At 60.1% G+C, this 16,733-nt stretch carries 13 protein-coding genes; 8 read left to right on the plus strand and 5 right to left on the minus strand.

The features are described from left to right. Nucleotides 1–11: 11 nt before the first annotated feature. Complete coding sequence (polA, locus tag GOV79_RS08720; protein WP_170789489.1) at nt 12–2,807, plus strand: DNA polymerase I; 2,796 nt, start codon at nt 12–14, stop codon at nt 2,805–2,807. A 43-nt stretch (nt 2,808–2,850) separates the two neighbouring features. Here polA and GOV79_RS08725 read toward each other — a convergent pair whose 3' ends face one another. Next, nucleotides 2,851–3,081, minus strand: a complete 231-nt coding sequence (locus tag GOV79_RS08725) for a DUF2798 domain-containing protein (RefSeq protein WP_170789490.1) — start codon at nt 3,079–3,081, stop codon at nt 2,851–2,853. A gap of 60 nt (nt 3,082–3,141) precedes the next feature. Beyond that, complete coding sequence (locus GOV79_RS08730; protein ID WP_170789491.1) at nt 3,142–3,897, minus strand: hydroxypyruvate isomerase family protein; 756 nt, start codon at nt 3,895–3,897, stop codon at nt 3,142–3,144. Nucleotides 3,898–4,069: 172 nt separating this feature from the next. Between GOV79_RS08730 and GOV79_RS08735 the strand changes: the two genes are divergently transcribed. Continuing rightward, nucleotides 4,070–5,011 (plus strand): DMT family transporter, encoded by a 942-nt coding sequence (locus GOV79_RS08735; RefSeq protein ID WP_237217990.1) that lies wholly within the window; start codon nt 4,070–4,072, stop codon nt 5,009–5,011. Here the strand turns inward: GOV79_RS08735 and GOV79_RS08740 are convergent. Beyond that, nucleotides 5,008–5,586: a DUF1285 domain-containing protein gene (locus tag GOV79_RS08740; RefSeq protein ID WP_170789492.1), complete on the minus strand. Its 579-nt coding sequence runs from the start codon at nt 5,584–5,586 to the stop codon at nt 5,008–5,010. The two genes, GOV79_RS08735 and GOV79_RS08740, sit on opposite strands and share 4 nt — an antisense overlap. Nucleotides 5,587–5,650: 64 nt before the next feature. Here GOV79_RS08740 and GOV79_RS08745 point away from each other — a divergent pair, with 64 nt between their 5' ends. The 4 genes from GOV79_RS08745 to GOV79_RS08760 are packed head-to-tail and all read left to right on the plus strand — an operon-like array spanning nt 5,651 to nt 12,328. Continuing rightward, nucleotides 5,651–6,658, plus strand: a complete 1,008-nt coding sequence (locus tag GOV79_RS08745; protein ID WP_170789493.1) for an AAA family ATPase — start codon at nt 5,651–5,653, stop codon at nt 6,656–6,658. Beyond that, nucleotides 6,655–7,530 (plus strand): DUF58 domain-containing protein, encoded by an 876-nt coding sequence (locus GOV79_RS08750; protein WP_170789494.1) that lies wholly within the window; start codon nt 6,655–6,657, stop codon nt 7,528–7,530. The genes GOV79_RS08745 and GOV79_RS08750 overlap by 4 nt, the downstream gene beginning before the upstream one ends. Next, the gene (locus GOV79_RS08755; protein WP_170789495.1) at nt 7,527–10,289 is read left to right on the plus strand and encodes a DUF4159 domain-containing protein; all 2,763 of its coding nucleotides are present in this window, start codon (nt 7,527–7,529) and stop codon (nt 10,287–10,289) included. Before GOV79_RS08750 ends, GOV79_RS08755 begins: the two co-directional genes overlap by 4 nt. Continuing rightward, nucleotides 10,286–12,328 carry a DUF7408 domain-containing protein gene (locus tag GOV79_RS08760; protein ID WP_170789496.1) on the plus strand — a complete coding sequence of 681 codons (2,043 nt, stop codon included), beginning with the start codon at nt 10,286–10,288 and terminating at the stop codon, nt 12,326–12,328. The genes GOV79_RS08755 and GOV79_RS08760 overlap by 4 nt, the downstream gene beginning before the upstream one ends. On the opposite strand, the gene GOV79_RS08765 is transcribed toward GOV79_RS08760, so the two are convergent. Further along, the gene (locus tag GOV79_RS08765) at nt 12,329–13,180 is read right to left on the minus strand and encodes a 2-keto-4-pentenoate hydratase (RefSeq protein ID WP_170789497.1); all 852 of its coding nucleotides are present in this window, start codon (nt 13,178–13,180) and stop codon (nt 12,329–12,331) included. It lies immediately after the preceding gene. A 117-nt stretch (nt 13,181–13,297) separates the two neighbouring features. Here GOV79_RS08765 and GOV79_RS08770 point away from each other — a divergent pair, with 117 nt between their 5' ends. Together GOV79_RS08770 and GOV79_RS08775 are read left to right on the plus strand one after the other, a co-directional pair. Continuing rightward, nucleotides 13,298–15,502: a response regulator gene (locus GOV79_RS08770; RefSeq protein ID WP_170789498.1), complete on the plus strand. Its 2,205-nt coding sequence runs from the start codon at nt 13,298–13,300 to the stop codon at nt 15,500–15,502. Nucleotides 15,503–15,511: 9 nt separating this feature from the next. Beyond that, nucleotides 15,512–15,970 (plus strand): VOC family protein, encoded by a 459-nt coding sequence (locus GOV79_RS08775; protein WP_170789499.1) that lies wholly within the window; start codon nt 15,512–15,514, stop codon nt 15,968–15,970. On the opposite strand, the gene yaaA is transcribed toward GOV79_RS08775, so the two are convergent. Further along, complete coding sequence (gene yaaA / locus GOV79_RS08780) at nt 15,961–16,731, minus strand: peroxide stress protein YaaA (RefSeq protein WP_170789500.1); 771 nt, start codon at nt 16,729–16,731, stop codon at nt 15,961–15,963. The genes GOV79_RS08775 and yaaA overlap by 10 nt on opposite strands. Nucleotides 16,732–16,733: the final 2 nt, after the last annotated feature.

Here is a 16,733-nt window from a genome sequence, read left to right on the forward strand (position 1 = left end):
GGAGAGCGCGCATGAGCAATTTCGGAAAAGGGTGTCATCTGCATCTGATCGACGGATCAGCCTTTATTTTTCGGGCCTATCACGCGCTTCCCCCGCTGACGCGCAAATCCGATGGGCTGCCCATCGGCGCTGTATCGGGCTTCTGCAACATGCTGCAGAAATATGTCGAAGGGAACGCGGGACCGGATGCGCCGACCCACGTGGCGGTGATCTTTGACAAGGGCTCGCACACGTTCCGCAATGATCTCTATGACCTCTACAAGGCCAACCGCGAGGCCATGCCCGAGGACCTGCGCCCCCAGATGCCCCTGACTCGCGAAGCGACCCGCGCTTTCAACATCGCCTGCAAAGAGTTGGAAGGCTATGAAGCCGACGATATCATCGCCACGCTGGCCGTCCAGGCGCGTGAGGCAGGCGGGCGCGTGACCATTGTCAGCTCGGACAAAGACCTGATGCAGCTGGTGGGCGGCGGCGTCGAAATGCTGGACGCGATGAAGAACAAGCGTATCGACCGCGACGGCGTGGTTGAGAAGTTCGGCGTGGGGCCTGAACGGGTGGTGGATGTGCAGGCGCTTGCGGGGGATTCTGTCGATAACGTACCCGGTGCGCCGGGGATTGGGGTGAAAACGGCGGCCCTGTTGATCAATGAATACGGTGATCTGGAAACCCTGCTGGACCGCGCGGAAGAGATCAAACAGCCCAAACGCCGCCAGACCCTGATCGAAAAGCGCGACCAGATTGAGCTGTCGAAAAAACTGGTGCAGTTGGACGAAAACACCCCGCTGGATTTCACGCTGGATGATCTTGAGGTTCAGGACCCCGACGCTGAGACCCTGCTGGGGTTCTTGGCGGATATGGAGTTCCGCACCCTCACCAAGCGAATTGCCGACAAGCTGGGGGCCGAGGCCCCGGTGATTGCTGATGCGCCTGCGCCCGAAGTTGTGACCGAGGCTGAGGATATCTCTTTCGACGCCTCGAAATACGAATGCGTGCGCGATGCAACCGCGCTGCAGGCGTGGATCGACCGCGCTTATCAGACCGGCTGGGTGGCCGTCGATACCGAGACCACCGGATTGAACGAAATGATCGCCGATCTGGTGGGTATTTCGCTAAGTGTTGAGGCGGGTTCGGCCTGTTACATCCCGCTGACTCACCGCGATGGGGCATCGGATGACTTGTTCGGCTCAGACGCGCTGGCCGAGGGGCAGATGCAGCTGGATGAGGCTCTAACTTTGCTCAAACCGATGCTTCAGGACGCCTCGATCCTGAAAATCGGCCAGAACATGAAATACGACGCCAAGATTTTCGCGCGCTATGGCGTGGACGTGGCGCCAATCGACGACACGATGCTGATGTCTTACGCCATGCATGGCGGCGAACACGGGCATGGGATGGATACGCTGTCCGAGCGTTACCTGAACCACACGCCCATTCCGATCAAACCGCTGCTGGGGTCCGGCAAATCCGCAATCACTTTCGACAAGGTGCCGATTGACGAGGCCACTGCCTATGCCGCTGAGGATGCGGATATCACGCTGCGCCTTTGGAAACTGTTCAAGCCGCAACTGCATCAGGTGCAGGTGACGACGGTGTACGAGACACTCGAACGCCCTCTGGTGCCGGTCCTCAAGGAAATGGAGATGCACGGCATCAAGGTGGACCGCGATGTCCTGAGCCGCATGTCCAACGCCTTCGCGCAAAAAATGGCCGGGTTAGAGGCTGAAATTCACGAATTGGCCGGTGAGAATTTCAATGTGGGATCGCCCGCGCAACTGGGTGAGATTCTGTTCGACAAGATGGGGCTTGAGGGCGGTAAGAAAGGCAAGACTGGGAAGTATTCGACCGGGGCTGACATTCTGGAAGACCTTGCCACCGAACACGAACTGCCCCGCCGGGTGTTGGACTGGCGGCAGCTTTCCAAGCTGAAATCGACCTATACCGATGCGCTGCAAACCCATATCAACCCGGATACAGGCCGGGTGCATACGTCTTACTCGATCACGGGGGCGAATACCGGGCGTCTGGCCTCGACCGATCCGAACCTGCAGAACATCCCGGTGCGCACCGAAGAAGGGCGTCGCATTCGTGAGGCGTTTATTGCCGAGCCGGGCAATGTGATGGTTAGCCTCGACTATAGCCAGATTGAATTGCGGATTTTGGCTCATATCGCTGACATTTCGACCCTGAAACAGGCGTTTTCGGATGGGTTGGACATTCACGCCATGACCGCCTCCGAGATGTTTGACGTGCCGCTGGATGAGATGACACCTGAAATCCGCCGCCAGGCTAAGGCGATCAATTTTGGTGTGATTTACGGGATTTCGGGCTTTGGTCTGGCGCGCAATCTGCGCATTCCTCGGTCCGAGGCGCAGGGGTTCATTGACCGCTATTTCGAACGCTTTCCGGGTATACGGACATATATGGACGACACCATCGCTTTTGCGAAAGAGAACGGATACGTGCAGACGCTGTTCGGCCGCAAAATCCATACGCCTGAGATCAATGCCAAGGGGCCGCATGCCGGGTTCTCGCGTCGGGCGGCGATCAACGCGCCGATTCAGGGCACGGCAGCAGATGTAATCCGGCGCGCGATGGTGCGGATGCCGGATGCGATCAACGGGCTGCCTGCCAAGATGCTATTGCAGGTGCATGACGAATTGCTGTTCGAAGTGGCTGAGGATGCAGTGGATCAGGTGATTCGTGTGGCGCGCGATGTGATGGAGGGAGCATCGGACCCCGCGGTGAAGCTGGACGTGAAGCTAAGCGTGGATGCAGGGCAAGGCGCGAATTGGGCCGAGGCGCACTAAGAAGCGCTGCTCATCAGGCCCGGCGGGCCCTCTTCGCAGCGGGTCAATCCTGCGTCTTGACCAGACGGTTCACCAACTGTTGTACGGTGGGTCCCAGGATAAAGATGACCGTAAAGGCGATGGGCCAGCAAAACCCCCAAGCAGACATCCAATCGCCGAATGTGGTGGGCCCAAATCCTATGGCCTTGACAGTGGCAATTCCTGTGACGATGCAGGACATCAGCCCCGACATGATCAGACAGAACACAATGCGCGAAAAGCGGGCAGGGATCATCACAGTTCCTTCAAGTCATTGTGGTGATGTCTGCGCGATTTTTTTTGAAAAGGCCAGATATCAGAACTCTACCCAGTCCAGACTGTTGAAAGTTTGCGCTGTTGAGGGGGTATATTCGGCACTGACCCAGCCGGAATAGCCCATTTCGTCAAAGGCCTCGAAAAGCGCAGCAAAGTCTGTTGGCCCGCGTCCGGGCTCGGACCGGTCTGGGGCGGCACCGATCTGAGCATGGGTGACAATGTGGTGAAAGCGGTGCCAGACGTCCAGCGCGTCACCGTGGATCATATGAGCGTGGAAGCTGTCATATTGCAGGCCGATATTGGGCCGGTCCACCAAGGCCAGAACTTTGGCAGCCAGATAATAATCGTTCAGGAAGTAGTTGGGTTGTGAGACAGGGTTCAGCGGCTCGATCGTAAAGTGCTGTTTAGGGGCGAAATCGGCGGCCCATTTCAGGTTCTCAACCATGGTTTTTAGTGCATCTGGTCCCGCGCAATACCCCGACATGATATGGATCAGCCCTGGTTTCAAAACATCGGCGTAGCGCATGACGCGGCGGATATCGGACTGAAACCGCGCTTCGCCACCTGGGACCGCAGCATAGCCTGGCTCGCCACCGGTGTAGTTGGGCGGAGGGGCGTTGATCAGCACCAGGTCTAGCCCGTTGGCCAGCAGTGCGCGGCGGGTTTCCTTGGCAGCCGGCTCATAGGGAAACAGGATCTCGACTGCCTGAAACCCGGCCTCCGCCGCGGCCTGAAACCGGTCGAGATAGGGCAGCTCGGTAAAGAGCAGCGAGATGTTGGCGGCGAATTTCGGCATAAGAGGTCCCACGTGATGCTGGCCGGACCTTAGCCTTGGGGCGATTTCAACGAAAGAGACTGAAAACGACAGTTTGTCGAAAACCGGCCAGAACCATCGGCCCGAATCAGCCAGCCTTCAGCCATCACGGTGGATCATTTTCGGCCACCGTTCCAACAGAAGGTCTGACACCATGGCGATGAGCCCTGACCCCGTGCGCGGGAACACTCTTTCTGTGTCTGCGGGGCGCCGCTCGGCTGTATCCGGCAATGGTCTGGCAGTGGCGTCCATGCTGACATGGGCAGCCGGGTTTCCTGCGGCCGAGGTTTTGCTGCAAACTTGGCCTCCGATTACGTTGCTGTTGGCGCGGTTGGCGTTGGCAGTGCTGGTGATGGTGCCGGTCTGGGTGTTGATGGATGGGCCCGCGCGGGTGTTGCGCGCGCGTTGGGGGCACGCGATGTTTGTCGGCGCTGCGCTGGGGTCGGGGATGTTCCTGATCATTCTGGCGCAAAAGCTGACTGACCCGGTGACGGTTGCGATTATTGCGTCCGGCGCGCCCTTGTTTGCAACTCTGCTGGAACTGGCGACAGGTACGCGGCGCTTGCGGTGGAATTTTGCACTGGGCGTGGTCGTGTCGATCATCGGAGGGCTGATTGCAACCAGCGCGCTGGCCCCGGCGCAATTAGGTTTGGGTGCGGCCTGCGCCATTGCGTCCACGGCCCTGTTTTGCTGGGCCAGTATGGCGACGGCGCGGGATTTCCCGGCGCTTAGCCAGACAGGGCGCAGTACGATCACTTTTGTCGGCGGGCTGGTAACGGCCTCGGTTCTGTTTTTCTGCGCCGCGCAAATGGGTGTCAGCGTTGCACCGACAGCGCCGGTCGATATGCAACAGATGGGCATGCTTGTGATGTATGCGCTGATCTCAATGGGGTTGAGTCAGGTCTTTTTCATCGCATCCGTTGGCAAAATCGGCGTGGCGCTGGCCGCATTCCACATCAACATTGCGCCGTTTTACGTGATGTTGATCATGCTGGTAATGGGCGAGGACTGGAACTGGACCCGCGCGCTGGGCGCGGGGATCGTTGCAATCGCCGTGCTGTTGGCGCAGGACCGTCGCGTGATGCGCCGGGTCTAATCCGGCAACTCCTCGGACCGGATTAAGGGAAAAAACTGCCCGCCCGACCAGACGCCGAACCACCCGTCGCTATGTTCGGCGATATCGACCATCCGGTAAAAGCTCTTGCGGTCGATCCGCGCCTCAAGATTTGCGCGGATCAGGATGTAGGGCGCGGGTTCCTCGGATTCGGGGTCGATGACAATGCGGATTGGATGGTCGGGCCCTGCGACGGCTTCATCCCCCACATGGGTGGTGAAACATAGCGTCTGCGCCGTGCCCTTGCCCGTCGCATCGAAATCGACCGCCACGAAAGGTGCGTCCTCGACAGTGATTCCCACCTTCTCGACCGGGGTAACGAGGTAATATTTCCCGTCTTCCTTCTTAAGAATTGACGAAAATAGCTTCACAAGCTCGAACCGGTTGATCGGCGACCCTAGATAAGTCCAAGAGCCATCTTTGGCGATATGGATGTCCAGATCGCCACAAAACGGAGGATTCCACAGATGAACCGGGGGTAGGCCCTTGGTTTTGGCGGCATTGACTGATGCCGCAATGCCATCAGGGGAAGGTGTCACAGGTTTTTGTCCGCTCATTACTTTTGCCATTTCCTTTTCGCGCGATACACTTCAACCATATTAGTCCACGGAAGGGAAAGTCATGACCGAACCTGCCGACCTCGTGTCCGAGATCGAAGCGCTGGAAACCAAACTGCAAGAGGCCAAGTCCTCGATCACCCGTCGCTTTATCGGACAGGAGAGGGTCGTGGACCTGACCCTGACCGCTCTGCTGTGCGGCGGGCATGCGTTGCTGATCGGTCTGCCCGGTCTGGGTAAGACGCGATTGGTCGAGACGCTGTCGACAGTGATGGGCCTGCACGGCAACCGCATCCAGTTCACGCCGGACCTGATGCCTGCCGATATTCTGGGGTCCGAGGTTCTGGATACCGCCGAAGATGGCAGCCGCCATTTCCGCTTTATTTCGGGCCCGATCTTTTGCCAGCTGCTGATGGCGGATGAGATCAACCGCGCCAGCCCCCGGACGCAATCGGCGCTGCTGCAAGCGATGCAGGAACGCACTGTGACAGTGGCGGGCGAGGATCGCTCGCTGGGGACGCCATTTCACGTATTGGCGACGCAGAACCCGATTGAGCAGGAAGGCACCTATCCGCTGCCCGAGGCGCAGTTGGACCGCTTCCTTGTGCAGATCGACGTGGAATACCCCGATCGCCAGACCGAGCGGGATATTCTGCTGGCCACAACAGGCGTCGAAGAAGATGACGCGCATGAGATTTTCACCAAAGAGGAATTGCTGGCCGCTCAGGTTCTGTTGCGGCGCATGCCCGTCGGAGATTCGGTGGTTGAGCTGATCCTCGATCTGGTGCGCGCCTTCCGCCCGGATGAGGCTGGCGTGTCCGAACGAGTGGCGGAAACGGTCGCTTGGGGGCCGGGTCCTCGTGCGGCGCAGGCGTTGATGATGACAGTGCGCGCGCGCGCAATGCTGCAGGGGCGGTTGGCCCCGAATGCCGAGGACGTCTTGGATATGGCGCGCCCTGTGCTCAGCCACCGGATGGCGCTGAACTTCGCGGCGCGCGCGCGCGGGGACAGCCTTGCTGATCTGATCGAAAGCACCGCTGCCGGGTTGATCCGCACCGAGGCTGCGGCGTGAATGCCGCGCTGACCCTTCGTGAAAGATCCGAGGCCGAGGCGTCCCGGCTGCCGCCCCTTTTGGCGCGAGCTGAACATCTGGCCGGAACGGTTCTGCTGGGCGATCACGGGCGCAGGCGGTCGGGTCTGGGTGATGATTTCTGGCAGTACCGCCCGGCGCAGATCGGTGACAGTCGTCGGATGATCGACCATCGCCGCTCGGCGCGCGGGGATCAGCAATTTGTGCGCGAGCGCGAATGGCAGATCGCGCAATCGGTGATGCTGTGGGTCGATCAGGGCGCCTCGATGCGGTTTGCGTCTGACAAGAACCACCCGACCAAGGCCGACCGGGCGCGCTTGCTGGGTCTGGCCACGGCCATCCTGCTGGTACGGGGTGGCGAACGTGTTGGCCTGACAGGAACAGCACTACCGCCTCGGCGCGGCAACGCTCAGATCGTGCGGCTGGCGCAAGCCTGGTCCGAGGATGCCGAGGCCGACTATGCTCCACCCGAGCACCGCGCCATGATCCCGCATGCGCGGGCCGTTTTCATTTCCGATTTTCTGGGGCCCATGGACGAGGTCGAACTGGCCCTGACCAAAGCTGCGGACCGGGGCGTTCGCGGCGTTCTGTTGCAGGTGCTGGACCCGACTGAGGAAAGTTTTCCCTATCGCGGTCGGACCATTTTCGAAAGCGTCGGCGGCACGACCCGCCACGAGACATTGAAGGCCGGAGAGCTGCGCGATCGCTATCTGGACCGGCTTGCCAAACGCAAGGATGCGCTGACGCAGTTGTGCCGCGCGACCGGTTGGCAACTTGGGCTGCATCATACGGGTGACAGCGCGCAGGCGGCTCTGTTGTGGCTTTATCGTGCGTTGGATCGGGGGTCTGTATGACGATTTTGGCAGGCATCGGTTTTACCGCGCCATGGGTGTTGCTGGGTCTGCTGACCCTGCCGATCCTGTGGCTGATCCTGCGCGCCGTGCCGCCAGCGCCGATCCGGCGGCTGTTTCCGGCTGTGACTCTGTTGCTGGGGCTGAAGGATGAAGAAAGCGTCTCGGACCGCACGCCGTGGTGGCTGCTTTTGTTGCGGATGCTGGCGGCGGCGGCGATCATCATCGGACTTGCAGGGCCGGTTTTGAACCCCTCGCGTGATCAAGCGGGGTCCGGCCCGCTGATGCTGGTGCTGGATGCCAGTTGGGCCGGGGCCACCCGCTGGTCCGCAACGCTGGATCAGATTGACGCGCAACTGGCCGAGGCCGGACGCGCCGGGCGCACCGTTGCGATCCTGAGCCTGACGGAACCCGAAGCACCGGTGTTCCAATCCGCCGAAGACTGGCGTGGCAGGTTGCCGGGGCTGGCGCCGACACCCTGGCAACCGACCGAGGTGCAGATAGAACAGACCCTGGCTGCGCTTGATCAGTTGGACGGGGGCTTCGACACGCATTGGTTCAGTGATCGTCTCGACTTTGATGGCCAGGAAACGATCCTAGCGACATTGCAAGGGCGGGGTGAGGTCACGGTGTATCAGGCGGCCTCAGCGGTTGTTGCCCTTTTGCCTGCCACATATCAGGACGGGCTGATCCAACTGACAGCGCAGCGGACCGAACCTGGCCCAGCCCAGCAGATCACTGTTTTGGCGCAGGGCCGTGACCCGGCTGGAGTGATGCGCGTTCTGCAATCCGCGGCGATGGAATTTGCCAGCGGCGAAACGCAGGCGCAGGTCGAACTGGCCTTGCCGTCCGAGCTGCGCGCACGGATCACTCGGTTTGAAATTCAGGGCCAGCGCTCGGCGGGCGCGATGACCTTGACTGATGACAGCCTGCGCAGGCGCGAGGTTGCGCTGATCGCGGGAACCCTGAACCGCGAAGGGCTGGAGCTGTTGTCGCCGCTGCATTACTTGACGCAGGTTTTGACCCCTACGGCGGATTTTGTCGAAGGCGGGTTGATGAATGTTCTGCCCGCGAACCCAGATGTGATCGTGCTGGCCGATGTGGCGAAACTTTCTGCGGGTGAGCAAGAAGCTGTTGTCGAATGGGTGGAACAAGGCGGGTTGCTGTTGCGCTTTGCCGGACCGCGTATGGCTGCCAGCGATCTGGGCCGCGATGCCGAGGATACACTGTTGCCGGTACGGCTGCGCAGCGGTGGCCGCTCGGTCGGTGGTGCGATGAGCTGGGGTGAGGCCAAGGGGCTTGCCCCCTTCCCCGAAGGCTCGCCCTTTTATGGCTTACGGGTGCCGTCGGACGTTTCCGTTACGACGCAGGTGATGGCGCAACCTGACCCTAATCTGGCGGATCGAGTGATTGCATCGCTGTCGGATGGGACGCCACTGGTCACGCGCAAAGCGCTGGGTCTGGGGCAGGTGGTGCTGTTTCACGTAACGGCAGATGCGGAATGGTCCAGCTTGCCTCTGTCCGGTTTGTTCGTCGAAATGTTGGATCGTCTGGCTGTCGCCTCGGCAGCTAAGTCGCGGCAAGAGTCTCAGTTGCAGGGCACCACCTGGGCGCCAGTGCAAGTCATGGACGGTTTTGGCGGTTTGATGGATGCAGGGAATCTTGCCGGTGTCGACGGGGTTGATCTGGTGACGGGCACGATCGGTCCTGACTTGCGCCCCGGTCTCTATGAAAGCGGCAAACAGAAGCTGGCGTTGAACGTCTTGGCTGAAGATACCGTTCTGACGCCGGCCTCTTGGCCTTCGGATGTGCCGATCAAAGGGCAGGAAATCAGCACTGAAACCCCGATTGGAGGCATATTGCTCAGTCTTGCGCTGCTGTTGTTGACCGTGGACGTGATCGCCTCGTTGGCGTTGTCGGGGCGGCTTGGTCTTGCGCGCGCGGTGGCGATTGCGCTGGGCGCAGTGCTGATCGCACCCGAGGTGCAGGCGCAAACGCCCGACGAGACCGAGTTTGCCCTGAACGCAACGACTGAACTGGTGTTGGCCCATGTGCTGACCGGAAATGCCGACGTGGATGAGATCGCAGAGGCCGGGATGCGCGGGTTGGCGCAGACCCTGTTCTACCGCACGTCGGTGGAACCGGCCGGGCCTGTGGGCGTTGATCTGGAGCGTGATGAACTGGCGTTTTTCCCGCTGCTCTACTGGCCGATCACGCCGGATCAACCGCAACCCTCGGTCGAGGCGTATTCCAAGCTGAACGCCTATCTGCGCTCGGGTGGCATGATCCTGTTTGACACGCGCGATTCCAACGTGGCGCGGTTCGGGGCTGCCAGCCCCAATGGACGCAAGCTACAGCAACTGGCCGCGCCGCTGAATATCCCTTCGTTAGAGCCGATCCCGCGTGACCATGTGCTGACGCGGACATTCTACCTGTTGCAGGATTTTCCGGGTCGCCATGCCGGAGCGGATGTGTGGGTTGAAGCCGCCCCACTGGATGCGGAACAGATCGAGGGGATGCCCTTCCGCAACCTCAATGACAATGTGACACCGGTGGTGATTGGTGGCAATGACTGGGCCGCAGCCTGGGCGGTGGATCGCAATGGTCAGGCACTTCTGCCCGTCGGGCGCGGATATGCCGGAGAGCGACAGCGCGAATTGGCCAATCGTTTCGGGGTCAATCTGGTGATGCATGTGCTGACCGGGAATTACAAATCGGATCAGGTGCATGTGCCTGCTCTGCTGGACAGGTTGGGACAATGACGGGAACCGTACTTTTTGATCCGCTGATCCCGTGGCCTGTTCTGGCAGTGGTGGCGGCGATTGCGATAGCCGGGGTGGCTGTTGCCCTGTGGCGTGGTCTGTCCGGCTGGGCATTGCGTGGGCTGGCGGCCCTGGTGGTGATTGCGGCGTTATCCGGGCCGGTCTATCAGGTCGAGGACCGTGCGCCTCTGACCGACATCGTGCTGATGATCGAAGACGAAAGCGCCAGTCAGACCTTGTCGGACCGGGCTGAACAAACAGCGCAAGCGGCGGATGCCCTGGCGGATGAGATCGAATCCCGCGACAACACCGAGCTGCGCCGCATCAAGGTCGGCGATGGCGACGGCGACGAGGGCACCCAGGTTATGGCCGCGTTGAATGAGGCGTTGGCCGAAGAACCCCGCGCCCGGATCGCGGGTATCGTTGTCGTTTCGGACGGGATCGTGCATGACGCGGATCAGGCCCCGGACCTCTCAGCGCCGACGCATCTGTTGCAGACCGGGCGCTCCAGCGACTGGGACCGCCGCCTGATTGTCCGCAACGCCCCGGCTTTTGCCATTATCGGCGAGCCCGTGACCCTGACCCTGCGGGTCGAGGATAGCGGCGCTGCCCCTGCCGGTGCCACTACAGCGCCGCTTGAAATCTCGGTCGACGGGGCCGAGCCCGAGCAATTCACCATTCCCATTGGCACAGATGTGGAATTGCCCGTCACGCTGCCTCATGGCGGGCGCAATGTGCTGCAATTCACCGTTCCGCAGGCCGAAGGTGAGCTGACCGATCGCAACAACACCGCCTTGATCCAGATGAACGGCGTGCGGGATCGCCTGCGTGTGCTGCTGGTCTCGGGCGAGCCGCATCCCGGCGGGCGGACATGGCGGAACCTGCTGAAATCCGACAGCTCGGTCGATCTGGTGCATTTCACCATCCTGCGTCCACCCGAGAAACAGGACGGCGTGCCGGTGGATGAGCTTTCGCTGATCGCCTTCCCCACGCGTGAGTTGTTTTTGGAAAAGATCAACGATTTCGACTTGATCATCTTTGATCGCTACAAACGGCGCGGAATCCTGCCCGCCATCTATCTGGACAATGTCAGTAACTACATCAATGAAGGTGGTGCAGTTCTGATCGCGGCGGGGCCGGATTTTGCCAGCGCTGATAGTATTTTCCGGTCGCCTTTGGCCTCAATCCTTCCGGCGCAGCCAACTGCACGGGTGATCGAAGAACGCTTTGTCCCTATGGTGACGGATCTGGGTCAGCGCCATCCGGTGACGACCGATCTGGGTGATCCTGAAAACTGGGGCGCGTGGCTGCGGCAGATCGACGTGAACCAGCGCCGGGGTGAGATGCTGATGACCGGCGTGGACGACCGCCCCTTGCTGGTGCTGGACCGTGTGGGTGAGGGGCGCGTGGCGATGTTGGCCTCGGATCACGCGTGGCTGTGGAGCCGCGGGTTCGAAGGCGGCGGACCGCAATTGGAACTGCTGCGCCGTCTGGCGCATTGGATGATGAAAGAGCCCGAGCTAGAGGAAGAGGCGCTGTGGGCCGAAGCCAACGGTCAAATCATGCGCATCATTCGCCAGACCCTTGAAGATGAGGTCGGCCCCGTGACCGTCACGCTTCCCAACGGCGAAACGCTTGAGGTGACATTGGACGAGGTCTCGCCCGGTCGGTTCGAAGCGCAGTATTACGGGCCCGAGATTGGCCTCTATCGTTTGCAGGAGGGTGAGCACTCGGCGGTGATCGGCCTTGGCCCCGCCGCGCCAAAAGAGTTCGAGCGCACGATCGCGACCTCGGAAGTACTGGACCCTATTCTGGCGGGATTGCGCGGTGGCACCATCCGGGTCGAGGAGGGTTTGCCGTCGATCCGAAATGTGCGGGCCGGACGACCGGCCTCGGGACGAGGATGGATCGGCCTAACACCACGCGACGCTTATGAAACGCGCGATGTCACGCAGGCTGGGCTGTTGCCGCCGTGGTTGGTGCTCTTGCTGGCCGGTGGATTTCTTGTCGGCGGGTGGCTGCGCGAAGGGCGGCGCTGACTATTCGAACACAACGCTGACTGTGGGATCACCGGGCAATCCGTCATAGCTGACCGACGCGCCACCTTTACCCTTTGCAGGCGGGACCAGCGGGCCGAAAGAGCCGACCGAAATCAGATCGCCGGGTTGAAACTCGATTCCTTTCGAGATCAGCCACAACGCTGCATTGGCTGGGTGCCCCATGACTGCAGCGCCTGGAGCCTCTGCCAACACCTCCCCATCCGCCGCCCGCAAAGTGACGGTCATATCTGACAGGGCCTGGGACATCGCGGTAGGGTCGGAGACAGGAATATCAGACCCTAAAACACCCAATTTTGGCGCCACCCCAATTGCAGTCAACGTAATCGGCGTGATCGGTTCGCCTTCGGCGAGGGCCAGGTCTGGTAGTTCCAAAAATGGGCGAATGGCTGATATGTTTTGCATCACCTCCAGCGGCGTCGTGGCCATGTTGATATCAGCATCTCCCACGACCAGAACCAGATCGGCTTCGAACACCGGGCGTGCGCCCCAGTTCAGCTGAACAGTCGCGCCATCCGCGACCATCATGTCGCGGTACAAGACACCCTGCACCGGTTCATCCGCGCCAAACCGGTCCTGCGCGGGCTTGCTGGTCAGACCCGCTTTGTGGCCGATGATTGGGCCCATATAAGGCTCTAACGCAGCAGAAATTTTAGCCTGCGTACACAATGCGTCTTGCATCGTTCCATCGGCGGACAGTGCCACAGTCGGCGTGTTGGAAAGATAATCCTGAACAAACCGGTCAACCTGCGCATCCGTGGCGCATTCGGCCCAAGCGGGCTGCGTTGCCGCGCAGAACAGCAAGATGGCAGAAAAATAGCGTGCATTTGTCATAGGTAGCCTCCGGTTTGCAAAAAGTCTGGCACAAGCCCTGGCTTCCAAGCAACGGCTTAAGCAGTTCTTCACTCTCTGCCCGGATGCTGGGACGGAATGGCCCGAGGATCGCCCACGATGAGTCTTGCAACAAAACTGGCACAAGAACGGCGTGCGCGGCTTGCCGCTGAGCGCTTGCTTGAAATGAAACAGGCCGAGTTATCGGCGGCCAACCGCAAGCTTGGCCTGCACGCCATAGCTCTGACCAAACGAATTGGCGAGACGCAGGCCGAGGTTGAAACCGTCCGCGGTGAGAATGAGAAGGTCAAATCGGACCTCACACTGGCCAATGCAAAGATTGAAGTGGCCGAGCGGCGGCTGTGGCACTCGATTCAAACCTTCCATGACGGGTTTGCGTTTTTCGACAGTAATAACCGTCTGATCGGCGCCAATACGGCCTATCTGAGCGTCTTTGACGGAATTGAAGAAGTGGCGCCGGGCATTGCCTATCCCCGTATTCTGGAAATTCTCACAGCCGAGGGCCTGATCGACCTTGGAGATGAGGCTGCCCCGGACTGGATAGAAAGAATGAAGGTACGGTGGACGCAAGCCAACCCGCAACCCGAAGTCATTCGTCTATGGAACGGTCACTACTTCAAACTCATCGATCAGCGTGGCAACGGCGGCGATGTGGTTAGTCTAGCGCTGAATATTTCGGCTTCAGTCCGGCATGAGGCTGAATTGCGATCAGCGCTAGAACGGGCCGAAGCGGCCAATCGGGCAAAGTCGGCCTTTCTGGCGAATATGAGCCACGAGATCAGAACCCCAATGAACGGGATCGTCGGCATGACCGAATTGCTGGACGAGACACCTTTGGATGAGGAACAAAGGCTCTATCTCAATACAATTCGCAATTCGGGCGAGGCGTTGCTGGTCATCATCAACGATGTTCTGGACTATTCGAAGATCGAGGCTGACAAGCTGGTCCTGCACCCCGAGCAGTTCGATTTCGAACGCTGTATCCTTGAGGTCGCGATGTTGCTGCAACCGGGTGTGCGGGACAAGGGGCTGACCTTGCTGGTCGACTATGACTTGTTCCTGCCCGCACTGTTTGTTGGCGATCCGGGGCGGGTGCGGCAAGTTCTGACCAATTTGGTGGGCAACGCTGTCAAATTCACTGCCAATGGCCATGTGCTGATCCGCGTCACCGGCGTCCCCAATGCCGAGGCGCAAAGCTGCGATATTCACGTGGCAATCGAAGATACCGGCATCGGGATCGAGCAGGCGAAAATTGACCACATCTTTGGAGAGTTTAATCAGGTCGAAGATGAGAAAAACCGCCAGTTCGAAGGAACCGGGCTGGGTCTGGCTATCACCAAGCGTCTGATCACGTTGATGGGCGGAACGATCTGGGTGGAAGGCGATCCGGGGCAGGGTTCGTGCTTTGGGTTTCGGATATCACTGCCCACGGCCGAAGGTCCTCAGCCCGAACCACCTGATCTTGAAGGCAGGCTCAACCATGTGCTGGTGGTTGAGGATTTGGCGGTCAACCGCGCGATATTGTCCAAACAACTTGGGCGGCTGGGGTCTCGGGTCACTGTCTGCACCTCTGGGGGTGAGGCGTTGGCGGCTATCGACTCATCGGTCGATCTAGTGCTGTGCGACCACGACCTGCCGGATATGGATGGGTTGGAACTTGCCACCACATTGAAGGAACGGGGCTGGGGTGAGTTGCCGATTGTGGTCATGTCTGCCAATCCCGGCACTATACATGCCAATCCCGCCCGTCACCTGATCGAAGGGGTCTTGCAAAAACCCATCCCGCGATCCGAGCTTTACGCGCGCCTGACTGCATTGGGTCAACAAAAGGTGGATGCCCCCGCCCAACAGGAAACCGAGCCAGCGCCCGCCACAGACACCTTGGATCAGCGCCTGATGCGCGTCTTGGCGGCTGAGGATAACAGGACGAACCAGTTGATCCTGCAAAAGATGGTCAAGACGCTGAACATTGACCTGCGCTTTGCTAATAACGGGGCCGAGGCGGTTGAGGCTTATATGAATTTTAACCCCGACCTGATCTTCATGGATATCTCGATGCCCGGAATGGATGGAAAACAGGCTACGGGTGAGATTCGGCGGCATGAGATCCAGACCGGGCGCGCTGTGCCAATCGTTGCGCTGACGGCGCATGCGATGGCGGGCGATGATCAGGGTATCCTGTCTGCGGGGTTGGATCATTACCTGACCAAGCCGCTGCAAAAGCGGAAAATTCATCAGATGATCTTGGATCATGAGCCTGATGACGCACAGCCGGTGATTGATAGCGCAAAGGAACCCACCTAGGTTGTACCCATGTCGGACCGTGGATTTCAACCGCGCGCATTGGGCGAGATTGCCATTCGGTGCGCAGACATGCGCGCAATGGTGGCATTCTATGAGAATGTCATCGGGTTGGAGCGCCTGAGCGGCGACCACAACAGCGCCATCACAATCTTTCGAATTGGCCCAGGATTTGGCGGCCACACGCAGGTATTGGCCTTGTTCCACCACACGGCCGCTCCGCGCCCCGGTTTGCATCCCGCAGGTGCAGGCCGCCCCACGACCGGAGCCGGGTCATCGCAGCATCACATTGCTTTGTCTTTGCCGTTTCAGGAGCAAGAGGCCGTCCTGCGCTGGTATGACCAGTTGGGCCAGCCTTACCGCGTCGAGCAGTTCGGCTGGATCGGTTGGCGCGGTATTTTCACCGAAGACCCCGAAGGCAATACGGTCGAGCTGGTGGCTTATGACACTTCGATGCAGGATCAGGCCTGATAGGGGCGCACAAAGACGGGTTTGTCCTCGGATGACAGGTCGGGGCGGTATTCATACCCACCGCTGTCAAAGTCCAACAGCCCCGCAGGATCGGTCAGGCGGTGCTGGATGACATAGCGCGCCATGGCCCCGCGCGCTTTCTTGGCGAAAAAGCTGACGATCTTGGGGGTGCCCGCCTTGTCCTCCATGAACACAGGAGTGATCACCCGCAGTTTGAGCGCTTTGGGATCAACCGCGCCGAAATATTCCTGACTGGCGCAGTTCACCAGCACGTCCGATCCGATCTGCACGCCCTGCGCGTTCAAAGCCTTGCTTAGCTGATCGCGCCAGTATTCATACAGGTTCTTGCCGCGCCGGGTTTTCAGCTTGCTGCCCATCTCAAGCCGATAGGCCTGAATGGCGTCCAGCGGACGCAATACACCGTAAAGCCCCGACAGAATGCGCAGGTGATCCTGTGCCCATGCCATTTCATCTGCATCCAAAGATGTAGCCTCAAGCCCCTGATAGGTGTCTCCAGCAAAGGCCAGCGCTGCGGGGCGGGTCAGATCGGCCTCAGGCGCATCAGAAAAGGCGCGATAGCGGTCGCGGTTCAGGCGGGCCAGATCATCGCTCAGGTCCATCAGCTTTTTCAGATCGCCCAGCGTCAGGTTGCGGGCGGTTTTCGACAGCCGGATCGCGTCATCCTGAAAATCCGGTTGCGTGACCGTCACGTCGCGCTCGGCCCAGTCCAGCCGTTTGGCCGGGGAAATCACTACCAGCATAT

This window comes from Ruegeria lacuscaerulensis (assembly GCF_013034745.1).
Taxonomy (GTDB): domain Bacteria; phylum Pseudomonadota; class Alphaproteobacteria; order Rhodobacterales; family Rhodobacteraceae; genus Ruegeria; species Ruegeria lacuscaerulensis_B.

Excerpts from the sequence above, each read along its gene's own strand:
- GOV79_RS08770 (WP_170789498.1), top strand. The coding sequence starts at position 13,298 with ATGAGTCTTGCAACAAAACTGGCACAAGAACGGCGTGCGCGGCTTGCC.
- GOV79_RS08740 (WP_170789492.1), bottom strand. The coding sequence starts at position 5,586 with ATGAGCGGACAAAAACCTGTGACACCTTCCCCTGATGGCATTGCGGCA.
- GOV79_RS08755 (WP_170789495.1), top strand. The coding sequence starts at position 7,527 with ATGACGATTTTGGCAGGCATCGGTTTTACCGCGCCATGGGTGTTGCTG.
- polA (WP_170789489.1), top strand. The coding sequence starts at position 12 with ATGAGCAATTTCGGAAAAGGGTGTCATCTGCATCTGATCGACGGATCA.
- GOV79_RS08765 (WP_170789497.1), bottom strand. The coding sequence starts at position 13,180 with ATGACAAATGCACGCTATTTTTCTGCCATCTTGCTGTTCTGCGCGGCA.
- yaaA (WP_170789500.1), bottom strand. The coding sequence starts at position 16,731 with ATGCTGGTAGTGATTTCCCCGGCCAAACGGCTGGACTGGGCCGAGCGC.
- GOV79_RS08725 (WP_170789490.1), bottom strand. The coding sequence starts at position 3,081 with ATGATCCCTGCCCGCTTTTCGCGCATTGTGTTCTGTCTGATCATGTCG.
- GOV79_RS08730 (WP_170789491.1), bottom strand. The coding sequence starts at position 3,897 with ATGCCGAAATTCGCCGCCAACATCTCGCTGCTCTTTACCGAGCTGCCC.
- GOV79_RS08760 (WP_170789496.1), top strand. The coding sequence starts at position 10,286 with ATGACGGGAACCGTACTTTTTGATCCGCTGATCCCGTGGCCTGTTCTG.
- GOV79_RS08735 (WP_237217990.1), top strand. The coding sequence starts at position 4,070 with ATGGCGATGAGCCCTGACCCCGTGCGCGGGAACACTCTTTCTGTGTCT.
- GOV79_RS08745 (WP_170789493.1), top strand. The coding sequence starts at position 5,651 with ATGACCGAACCTGCCGACCTCGTGTCCGAGATCGAAGCGCTGGAAACC.
- GOV79_RS08775 (WP_170789499.1), top strand. The coding sequence starts at position 15,512 with ATGTCGGACCGTGGATTTCAACCGCGCGCATTGGGCGAGATTGCCATT.